This is a genomic window from Mesorhizobium sp. M7A.F.Ca.CA.002.09.1.1, assembly GCF_003998555.1.
GTDB lineage: Bacteria > Pseudomonadota > Alphaproteobacteria > Rhizobiales > Rhizobiaceae > Mesorhizobium > Mesorhizobium ciceri.
Map to the genome: position 1 here is coordinate 1 of NZ_RZRR01000093.1, position 9966 is coordinate 9966.

The window sequence follows — 9966 nt, forward strand, 5'->3', positions numbered from 1 at the left end:
GGATGTAGATTCGCGGCATCGTCGAGCACTCGACGAAAACCTTCCGCAGGCTTCCTTCGTATGAGCCACATGAAGCGGCCATCTGAGTGAGCAGGTGATCGAGGAGATTGATGTTCTTCTGATACTCGATGGAAGGCTCGAGGGTGATCACAGTCACTTCGACGCCCCATCGGGTACCCATAGCGATGAGCTTTCGCCGGTTTTCTTCGACGGCTGGGACGTTCGCTTCCTTCAGAGCAAAGTCCAGAACCACGATCTTGCCGACCTTCAGGTCAAGATGGTTTTCGAACGCGGCGAAACGCGTTTCCCATCCAAGCGCGACGATCGCGATATCTGCCTCCATCGTTTCGCAGGTACCTGCATCTCTCGCCTTCTCGGTGACGGCCAGATGGCCGAAGACTCGATACTCGACAGTTGAAGCGGTCATTCGAGATCGCTCTCGAAAAGCGAGTGCTGGAATTCGGTCTTGAGTGCGGGCCGCGCGACGAGCTCCTTAAACACCGAGTCGGCCCAGTCTTCTGGGAGCCGATGCCTGGTAAAAAGCAGGTCGACCATCCGCGCCGCAGGGATTGTGTTGATTTCGTACGGGCCGCGATAGGAGAACCCGAAGTAAGGTGCAAATCGCCGATGCAATCTGATCATCATCTCCTTCGATGCGGGGTCGGCGCGGTCCACCTCAAAGTTGCCGGCGGCGGAGACCTCCCGGATAAACCCATCCCTTTCCGCCCGACGCAGGACCTCGTCCAGTTTTCCGCTGGGTTGCTCCAGTCGGTTCACCAGCGAGCGCATTTCCTTTAGATCAACCCTGAAAATGCCTCTCTCTGTCGTTCCTAGAGCATTTTCTTCGGCAAACTCTGTCTGGAGGCGAGCGGTCAGGTAACCCAACGCCCGCACCATGCGCACGCTCTCTTCTTCGTACGGATGTGAAAGCGCCTGAAGTCCATCAAGCTTCCGTTGAGAGGCGGCGTTCACAGCCTGTCTCTGCTGTTCGAGATGAATCTGTAAATCCGAGTTGATGAATTCCACCAGTTTTCGTGGATCACTGGAACTCGGAACACTGCGGCGGAAGATCTCTCCCATTATATCAAGGAAATCGCGTATACAGACGTCGCTCAATGATGTGATGATCTGGTGCCCTACGTACGGGTAGTCATGCAGACGCAGCATCTGGCACGCTTTCAGAAAAGCCCATCCCTGTTTCCGGGCGATCGACCTCTTCAGATTTGAAGCATCCGCCTTGCTCATGGGCCGGCGCTTAATTTCCGGGTTCATGAGCGCGAGCGCCAGCCCTTCGGCATAAGGGCGCGCTTTTCGATCAAGAAGGAATTGCTGCTGATCCGCCGTCCTCAAATTCACGGAGAGGAATTCACGTGCTGCATCAGCAAGTGCCACAAGCTCTTCTCTGCCCTCGGAATGACCCGATATGATAACCCGCTCGATGATGTCATTGACGGAAAGCCGCCCCAGCCGGTTTTTGAGCGAAAACGCGCTGAGCGCATCGTTGCGCTCGAGATCACTCCGCAGATGGTCAGGAAGCGCATAGTACAGCCGAAGCGACGACACGTTCTCGCACAGCGTGGCGAACTCCCTCGGATCGACTGAATCAAGATTCTCGACGTCCCGGTCAGCATTCGAGAGCGACTGGCCGGGTATGATCGTCCGGATCGTGTCGTAGAGGCCGCCGATGTAGGCGAGGACCCATTTCACGTTGCCGCGCGTCTTTCTCACCAAGGTGTTCAGGAACTGCTGTTGGAGCGGTGTCAGTGCTTCACAGTCGTCAATCAGTATCTTGAAGAAGGGCGCCCTGTCACCGGCGAAAGATGGGCCATTTAAAAGTGGAGTGATCGCGGTCGCGACCTTGTTAATGATCGCGCCAGGGTCTGTTGCTCTGAAGCCGGTCGCTCCGGCATCGGCGGCAAAGAAGAACGCGTTGAAGCATTCGTCGACGTACCGGGTTATCCCACCCCGCAGCTCATCGATGCTGAAGAAGTCGAGACGGGCAGGTTGGGGTATGAAGTGCAGCACTTCGCGATGCAGTGCCAGGGCGACGTCCCTATCTTCGGAGGCCCGGTATTTCAAGTGGCCGTCGCGTCTGAGCTGGCCGATGCTCTCGAGCAGGCGTTCGACTATCTTCAGCTCCAGATAGTGAGAGAAGATTACGAATTGCCGCGGGATCACGGCGGCCGTGTCGAAGCGTATCCGCTCCGGAATGAGGTTCAGAACGGCGTTGTCGATTAGGGGCGAGAATGTCTCATTGAGCTGGAAGAAGACGCCATACCAAGCGAGCTTGCCGACTTGGTCCGAGAGACTTTTGTCTTCAAGAATATGGACTGTGGAAAGCGAGCGAAGAATGCTGGTCTTGCCGCTGCCTCTCGTCCCTGCGACGAAGACCGGCTTGGCGGCGGCAGAAATCAACGCCGACTTCTGACTGAACCACAGTATCGGGCGGCTTTCGTACTCGATCCTGTTGGGGCCGAACGGATTCTCCATCGCTATTCGTCCCTTACCTTAATGCGCCAAGCCGAGTTTGCCTTGGTGAGGCCGTCTATCTCGATGAAGCGCGCCGCTTGGAGCATCAGAAGAGAGTCTTCCAGATCTAGCCCGAGCTCGGCGGAGGCAGCAATCTCAGTGATCTCGTCCCAGAAGAGTAACCCATTCCCGCGCCTGGTGGCATGGTCGCGCAGTCGGCGCAGCAGGTCAAACGTGTCGTTGTTCAGAAAGGCCTTGCCGTTGGACATGGTCGAAATAAAGCAATGTTCGCCTTCCATGACCGTCCCGTCGGCGACATTGGTGCGGTAGGGTATAAGTCGGATGCCGACGAGCTCTCCCTGATCGGTCGTGAAGAAGACGAGCTCATTGAAACCTGACTGTATCTCTGGTGCTGAGATGCAGATCAATTTGCCGTCCGGAAACCTTGGATCGTTGACGATCTCGACCGGATCAGCATGTATGTGTCCATGCAGGTAGACGATAGGCTTGTTGCCCTGCAGCAGCTGAGTTCTGACAAATCCGCTGTTGAGCATCTCCGCGTATGGCGTAATGCGCGGAGTCTTTTGTGGCAGCAGATTGTGATGGCCGATTATGATGCCGTAACGCATGTCGGGCTGCTGGAGCAATTCCTGTAGGCCTGCAAGCATCTCACGCGAGATGTATGGCGTGTCCATCTGACCGTAATACTCGTCGTCGGACGCCTCCTTGTCTGGATCGCTGGGAGGTGTCGCGGGCGAATGTCCCGAGATGTCCGGCGAGCCGAGATCTAGAGGCTCTGTAGAAGGACTGAGTGCCTCGAGACGATCACGAAGGAACGCGGGAAGGTTTTGAAGCTCCCAACTGCCTATCGCTGTGTTGACGAGGATGAAGTTTGCGCCTGCGGATCCTGTCGGAAGTCTGAAGTGCACGGGTTGGTCCACGGGAACGGTCTGCCAACCCAAGCGGGCGGCTAAACTCGCCATTTCGCTGAATTTCTCAGTCGGTCCAAGTTCGCGCGCGTCATCACGGTTCACATCGTGATTTCCCGGTACGAATATCAACGGAAGCGCCTTTGAACTGCGTCCCTGTGCGCGGCAGAGCAACGTGAAATGCTGGAATGCCGAAGCAATGAAGGTCTTGTCGCCACGGCTCGTGAAATCCCCCATGAAGGCGATCGAATCCAAGGGCTTCGAAGTCGTCAGCCGCCGAAGTTTCGTCAAGACGGCACGCAGCGAAGACGCGCGTAGCTTCTGCGTTATTTTCGGAGCGAACTTGCTATCCTTGGCATCGATGTTGCTAGAGGAAGGATGCCAGTCCGGATAGTGAATATCGCCTACTTGAAGGATTCGCACCCGCCGCATAACTCGCCCCCCTGCCGAGAGCCATAGACTAATCCGTTCGCTTTTGCCAAGCGCGAACGATCATCCGCAGTGTCCTTAACGAGGTAGCCTGCACTTTTCGAGAATTGCCACGGCGGCTATTTTTCGGCTGTGAAGCACACGAGACCCGTGACGTGAGACCCAGTTGCTCAATGCCCAGTTGCTCAATGAGCTTTCTTACGAATAAGGGAGAATTTCCGCGGCCGGACTATCTCTGAGCGAGCGTGCATGACTGCCAACGGAAGGTCTTGCACGCACCCTTGCGATCTTGAGCAATGGTCGCCATGACTTTCTTCTTGCAGGCTTTTGAGTGGCCCAGCCTGCGATCACCAGACCCCACCGATTCTAAAGAGCGTGGCAGATGGGATAGTCGAGGTTGCCCGTGCACAGTCACGCTCAGGGCTTGCGCCGCCCAGAGGACACGCTGAAAAGGCAGATTGGGGCGCAAGCACGCCATTCACGAGAGGTTCGACATGAAGACCATGCAAGAAAAAGACATTCCGGCATTCGTACAAGCAGTTGTGGACGCCGGCTGCAAAATTTGCGCGATTGGCAACTTGGGATACGTCTTTGGCGATGCTGATTTCACGCCAGCGCAACGGAGGGCCGTCGAGCCACAGCTGCGTAGGATTGCTGAAATCTACGGCGAACGCGATCATCTCATGAACGAGATAGCTGTATATCTGCGGTCGATCGGACGCCATGTCGAGGTTGAGCCGAAGACAGGTATTTCCTGATGGCCGTGATCGCGAGAAGCCGTCTTCCAACCTCTGAATCCTAAAGGAGGTGACCCCCAAGGCCGTTCGTCACCTTCGACCAGAATAACCACATCCGTGACCGCCTGAGCTACTTGGTCGATACGCGCACATGGCCAATACAGTTTCTCCATCCTTCACGAAGCGAATGAGGCTTTGGCCATTCAGCCCCGGTCTACGGGGCGTGACTTGTCCCCGATGCATGCGCGAGCTCTCCGCCCGGCTGGCCGCCGGTCGTCGCCACCGGCCGAAGGCGCCCGAATGCGCTTGACAAGATAGCGTCAGCCCGTTCAACCTAAGGCATTCACCAGGGGAGTCCCGGCAAGGGGCTGAGATACTGCTGGCTTTCGCGGCGCAGTGACCCGTTGAACCTGATCCAGTTCATACTGGCGTAGGGACGGTGCAAGCGCTTTGCGGGAGTTTACGCCCGAGGTCCTGTTGCAGCAGGTCTACAGAAGCGTCTTTTCATCCTTCCGGCACAGAACTGGGTCTCCAATGCATGAGCAAAGGAGCCTCACGATGAATGCCCTCACCCCCGCCGTATCGACGGGACCACTGCCCGCCTCGCGGAAAATCCACAAGCCCGGCGTCCTCTACCCGCAGATCAGGGTGCCGATGCGCGAGATTTCCGTCCATCCGACGGCCGGCGAACCGCCCGTCACCGTCTACGATCCGTCCGGCCCCTACACCGATCCATCAGTCGAAACCAGCATCGAAAAAGGCCTTGCCCGGCTTCGCCACGAATGGGTCACGGCGCGTGGCGATGTCGAAGCCTATGACGGCCGCCACGTCCGGCCGGAAGACAATGGATTCGCCACCGGCGAGCGCCTGACACCGGAATTTCCGATACGCAATCGGCCGCTCAAGGCCAAGCAGGGCAAGGCGGTGACCCAACTTGCCTATGCGCGCGCCGGCATCATCACGCCAGAAATGGAGTTCGTAGCCATCCGCGAGAATCTCGGCCGCGAGGTGATGCGCGGCAAGCTGCAACGCGACGGCGAAGCCTTCGGCGCGGCGATCCCAGATTTCGTCACACCCGAATTCGTGCGCGACGAGGTGGCGCGCGGGCGCGCAATCATTCCCGCCAACATCAATCATCCCGAGAGCGAGCCGATGATCATCGGTCGCAATTTTCTGGTCAAGATCAACGCCAACATCGGTAACTCGGCTGTCACATCGTCGATGGCCGAAGAGGTCGAAAAAATGGTCTGGGCTATCCGCTGGGGCGCGGACACGGTGATGGACCTGTCGACCGGCCGCAACATCCACAACATCCGCGACTGGATCGTGCGCAATGCGCCGGTGCCGATCGGTACGGTGCCGCTCTATCAGGCGCTGGAAAAGGTCAACGGCATCGCCGAGGATCTGAACTGGGAGGTCTACCGCGACACGCTGATCGAGCAGGCCGAGCAAGGCGTCGACTATTTCACCATCCACGCCGGCGTGCGGCTGCACTACATCCCGCTGACCGTCGACCGGGTCACGGGCATCGTCTCGCGCGGCGGCTCGATCATGGCCAAATGGTGCCTGCACCATCACCGGGAGAGCTTCCTCTACGAGCATTTCGAGGAGATCTGCGACATCGCCAGAGCCTATGACGTCTCCTTCTCGCTCGGCGACGGCCTTCGTCCCGGTTCAATCGCCGATGCGAACGACGCGGCGCAATTCGCCGAACTGGAAACACTTGGAGAACTCACCAAGATTGCCTGGGCAAAGGACTGCCAGGTGATGATCGAAGGCCCGGGCCATGTCCCCATGCACAAGATCAAGCAGAACATGGACAAGCAGCTCGCAGTGTGCGGTGAGGCGCCGTTCTACACGTTGGGGCCGCTGACGACCGACATCGCGCCGGGCTATGACCACATCACCTCAGGGATAGGTGCCGCCATGATAGGCTGGTTCGGCACCGCAATGCTTTGCTACGTCACGCCGAAAGAGCATCTCGGCCTTCCCGACCGCAACGACGTCAAGATTGGCGTGATCACCTACAAGATAGCCGCCCATGCAGCCGATCTGGCGAAGGGCCATCCGGCAGCGAAAACCAGGGATGATGCCCTTTCGCGCGCGCGCTTCGAGTTCCGCTGGGAGGACCAGTTCAACCTGTCGCTCGACCCCGAAACCGCACGGTCCTTCCACGACCAGACCTTGCCCAAGGAGGCGCACAAGCTGGCACATTTTTGTTCGATGTGCGGGCCGAAATTCTGCTCCATGCGCATTTCCCACGACATCCGTGCCGAGGCCCAGAAGGAAGGCATGGCGGCAATGGCGGCAAAATACCGGGAGGGCGGCGATCTCTACATGCAGGCGGACGAGACTGGCGTACCGGTCGTGCCAGAGGCTCCCAAACCATCATGAGGGTGCTCGTCAAAGGGGCCGGCGTTGCCGGCCTCACCGTCGCTTTCGAACTCGCCGCCCGCGGCGCGACGGTCACCGTCGCCGAGATGCGGCATGGCCTTGGTGGCAACGCGTCGTGGTTCGCCGGCGGCATGCTGGCGCCATGGTGCGAGCGCGAAAGCGCGGAGCAGCCGGTGCTGGATCTCGGACGCGATGCTGCCGACTGGTGGGATGCGGTGCTGTCGGGTCAGGTGACACGGGCCGGGACATTGGTCGTGGCCGCGCCGCGTGATGCCGGTGAGCTTGACCGGTTCGCCAGTCGCACGTCAGGGCATCGGCGCGTCGATGAAAACGAAATTGCGCTCCTGGAACCCGACCTCGCCGGCCGCTTCCGGCGTGGATTGCTCTTCCCCGACGAGGCTCACCTCGACCCACGCCCGGCGATGGCGGCACTTCATGACAAGCTTGCGACCATGGGTGTCAAATTCCACTTCGGCTGCGACGCCCGGCCTGTTTCGGGATTCGCCCGTCAGATAGACTGCATGGGAATGGCAGCGGCCGATGACAGGCTGCGCGGTGTTCGCGGCGAAATGCTGATCCTTCGCACGCCTGATGTCTCGCTGTCGCGGCCGGTCCGTTTGCTTCATCCACGCTTTCCGCTTTATGCCGTGCCGCGCACCGATCACCGTTTCATGATCGGAGCGACGATGATTGAAAGCCAGAGCGCCGGACCGGTGACGGCGCGTTCCATGATGGAGCTGCTGGGCGCCGCCCATGCCCTCCATCCGGCCTTTGGTGAGGCCGAGATCGTTGAAACCGGTGTGGGTGTCCGTCCGGCATTTCCCGACAATTTGCCACGCGTCGAAACAGACGGTGAGATCATCGCGATCAACGGTCTTTATCGTCACGGTTTTCTCCTCGCCCCCGCCATGGCGCGCCAGGCTGCCGACCTGGTTTTCAGTCAAGACAGAACCAAGGAGCATGCTCATGAAACTGATGGTCAACGGCGAGGCGCGTGAGATTGCCGCCACCACGCTGGCCGAGTTGCTTGCCGCGCTCGACTATGAGGGCGATTGGCTCGCCACCGCCGTCAACAGCGACCTCGTGCACAAAGCCAACCGCGCGGAGTTCCAGTTGAGCGACGGCGACCGGATCGAAATCCTCTCGCCCATGCAGGGCGGCTAGCATGTTGGAGCTTTATGGAACCGAGCTTTCGTCGCGCCTGCTTCTCGGCACGGCTCAGTATCCTTCGCCGGCCATCCTTGCCGATGCAGTCAAGGCATCGGGCACGTCGGTGGTGACCGTCTCGTTGCGGCGTGAGATGGCGGGCGGTAGGGCCGGCGAACAATTCTGGTCGTTGATCCGCTCGCTGGGCGCCAGAACCCTGCCCAATACCGCCGGCTGCCTCTCCGTCAAGGAAGCCGTCACCACCGCGAAAATGGCGCGCGAGGTCTTCGGCACCAACTGGATCAAGCTCGAAGTGATCGGCAATCACGACACGCTACAGCCGGATGTGTTCGGTCTGGTTGAAGCCGCCCGCATCCTGTGCGAGGACGGCTTTGCGGTATTCCCCTATACCACCGACGATCTCGTTGTCGCCGAGCGGCTGCTGGAAGCGGGCTGCAAGGTCCTGATGCCGTGGTGCGCACCGATCGGTTCCGCCTTGGGACCGGTCAACATGACGGCGCTGCGCTCGATGCGCGGATATTTCCCTGGCGTCCCGCTGATTGTGGATGCGGGGCTCGGACGGCCGTCGCACGCGGCCACCGTCATGGAACTCGGCTTTGACGCCGTGCTCCTGAACACAGCGGTCGCCAAGGCGGCAGATCCGGTCGGCATGGCGCGTGCTTTCGGTAAGGCGGTCGACGCCGGTCGTGAGGCGTTCAGTTCGGGAATGCTCGAACCGCGCGACGTCGCCGTGCCATCGACACCGATGGTCGGCAGGGCCGTTTTTTCATGAAGCTCGATCCCTTCTACCTGATCGTCGACAGCGCCGCCTGGATCGAAAGGTTGGCGCCGCTCGGCGTCAAGCTGATTCAGCTTCGCATCAAAACCATGGATGAAACCGGGCTGCGCGCGGAGATCCGCAAGTCGAAGGCCTGGTGTGTCCAACACAAAAGCCAGCTCATCATCAATGATTATTGGCGCCTGGCAATCGAGGAAGGCTGCGATTTCGTGCATCTGGGCCAGGAGGATTTGCAAACGGCCGACCTCTCGAGGATACGGGCAGCGGGCGTCAGGCTCGGATTGAGCACGCATGATCATGTCGAGCTGGAAACGGCCATGTTTGCCGAGCCCGACTATGTCGCGCTCGGTCCGATCTATCCCACCACTTTGAAGAAAATGAAGTGGGCACCGCAAGGGCTAGAGCGGATCAGCGAGTGGAAGCGGCGGGTGGCGCCGATCCCATTGGTCGCCATCGGCGGCCTCAACCCCGACCGCCTCGACGGCGTCTTTGAGGCCGGCGCCAACAGCGCCGCAGTGGTCACGGACATCACGTTGAGCTTCGACCCCGAAGCGCGCACGCGAGAATGGATCGAAAAGACGGACCGATGGCGATGAGACGAGAACCGCATGTGCTTGTCGTTGGCGGATCAGATTCCAGCGGGGGTGCTGGAATAGCACGCGACATCGAGACGATCTCTGCCGTTGGCGTGCGCACCTGTCTCGCCGTCACAGCGCTAACGGTGCAAACGCACGACGCCGTGATCGAAATCCATCATTCGCCACCCAGCATGGTGGCCAATCAGATGTGTGCCGCGCTACAGGCCAACGACGTAGCCACAATCAAGATCGGCATGCTGGCGACTGCCAAGATCATTGTTGCCGTTGCCGCAGTGCTGCGCAAATTTCCGCAAGTGCCGGCAGTACTCGACCCTGTGCTGGCCTCCACCTCAGGCCGCGCACTTCTGGAAGCAGGCGCTATCGCTGCCATGAAGCGCGATTTGATGCCGCTTTGCTGCATTGTCACGCCCAACCTTCCTGAACTGGCGCTCCTTACTGGTTCCGAACCGGCTTCGGATGAGGAC

Annotated in this window: 10 protein-coding genes and 1 riboswitch; of the genes, 7 read left to right on the forward strand and 3 right to left on the reverse strand. The window is 59.5% G+C overall.

The window, feature by feature from the left end; all coding sequences use genetic code 11:
• The 3 genes from EN994_RS06635 to EN994_RS06645 all read right to left on the reverse strand — a co-directional run.
• Positions 1-427: hypothetical protein (locus tag EN994_RS06635; protein ID WP_164745828.1), on the reverse strand; the 427-nt coding region annotated here is incomplete at its 3' end.
• Positions 424-2490: a hypothetical protein gene (locus EN994_RS06640; RefSeq protein WP_063169412.1), complete on the reverse strand. Its 2067-nt coding sequence runs from the start codon at positions 2488-2490 to the stop codon at positions 424-426. The genes EN994_RS06640 and EN994_RS06635, both read right to left, overlap by 4 nt.
• Positions 2491-2492: 2 nt before the next feature.
• Complete coding sequence (locus tag EN994_RS06645; RefSeq protein ID WP_063169413.1) at positions 2493-3830, reverse strand: metallophosphoesterase; 1338 nt, start codon at positions 3828-3830, stop codon at positions 2493-2495.
• 491 nt (positions 3831-4321) lie between these two features.
• On the opposite strand from EN994_RS06645, the gene EN994_RS06650 reads away from it, so the two are divergent.
• From EN994_RS06650 to EN994_RS06685, 7 genes are all read left to right on the forward strand, one after another.
• Complete coding sequence (locus EN994_RS06650; RefSeq protein WP_082826710.1) at positions 4322-4585, forward strand: hypothetical protein; 264 nt, start codon at positions 4322-4324, stop codon at positions 4583-4585.
• A 317-nt stretch (positions 4586-4902) separates the two neighbouring features.
• A riboswitch (TPP riboswitch) is annotated at positions 4903-5019 on the forward strand.
• A gap of 103 nt (positions 5020-5122) precedes the next feature.
• A complete protein-coding gene (gene thiC, locus EN994_RS06660) occupies positions 5123-6958 on the forward strand; it encodes a phosphomethylpyrimidine synthase ThiC (RefSeq protein WP_063169414.1) in 1836 nt (611 codons plus the stop codon).
• A complete protein-coding gene (gene thiO, locus EN994_RS06665) occupies positions 6955-7956 on the forward strand; it encodes a glycine oxidase ThiO (RefSeq protein WP_063169415.1) in 1002 nt (333 codons plus the stop codon). The genes thiC and thiO overlap by 4 nt, the downstream gene beginning before the upstream one ends.
• Positions 7925-8122, forward strand: a complete 198-nt coding sequence (gene thiS, locus EN994_RS06670; RefSeq protein WP_024504260.1) for a sulfur carrier protein ThiS — start codon at positions 7925-7927, stop codon at positions 8120-8122. The genes thiO and thiS overlap by 32 nt, the downstream gene beginning before the upstream one ends.
• A 1-nt stretch (position 8123) precedes the next feature.
• Positions 8124-8897: a thiazole synthase gene (locus tag EN994_RS06675; protein WP_024504259.1), complete on the forward strand. Its 774-nt coding sequence runs from the start codon at positions 8124-8126 to the stop codon at positions 8895-8897.
• Positions 8894-9499 carry a thiamine phosphate synthase gene (locus tag EN994_RS06680; RefSeq protein WP_063169416.1) on the forward strand — a complete coding sequence of 202 codons (606 nt, stop codon included), beginning with the start codon at positions 8894-8896 and terminating at the stop codon, positions 9497-9499. Before EN994_RS06675 ends, EN994_RS06680 begins: the two co-directional genes overlap by 4 nt.
• Positions 9490-9966, forward strand: a 477-nt coding sequence (locus EN994_RS06685) for a bifunctional hydroxymethylpyrimidine kinase/phosphomethylpyrimidine kinase (RefSeq protein ID WP_206530379.1), incomplete at its 3' end; no start/stop codon positions are given. The genes EN994_RS06680 and EN994_RS06685, both read left to right, overlap by 10 nt.

What these genes read in the sequence shown, in the direction of transcription:
- EN994_RS06640 (WP_063169412.1), bottom strand. Translation starts at nt 2,490, where the DNA reads ATGGAGAATCCGTTCGGCCCCAACAGGATCGAGTACGAAAGCCGCCCG.
- EN994_RS06645 (WP_063169413.1), bottom strand. Translation starts at nt 3,830, where the DNA reads ATGCGGCGGGTGCGAATCCTTCAAGTAGGCGATATTCACTATCCGGAC.
- EN994_RS06650 (WP_082826710.1), top strand. Translation starts at nt 4,322, where the DNA reads ATGAAGACCATGCAAGAAAAAGACATTCCGGCATTCGTACAAGCAGTT.
- thiC (WP_063169414.1), top strand. Translation starts at nt 5,123, where the DNA reads ATGAATGCCCTCACCCCCGCCGTATCGACGGGACCACTGCCCGCCTCG.
- thiO (WP_063169415.1), top strand. Translation starts at nt 6,955, where the DNA reads ATGAGGGTGCTCGTCAAAGGGGCCGGCGTTGCCGGCCTCACCGTCGCT.
- thiS (WP_024504260.1), top strand. Translation starts at nt 7,925, where the DNA reads ATGAAACTGATGGTCAACGGCGAGGCGCGTGAGATTGCCGCCACCACG.
- EN994_RS06675 (WP_024504259.1), top strand. Translation starts at nt 8,124, where the DNA reads ATGTTGGAGCTTTATGGAACCGAGCTTTCGTCGCGCCTGCTTCTCGGC.
- EN994_RS06680 (WP_063169416.1), top strand. Translation starts at nt 8,894, where the DNA reads ATGAAGCTCGATCCCTTCTACCTGATCGTCGACAGCGCCGCCTGGATC.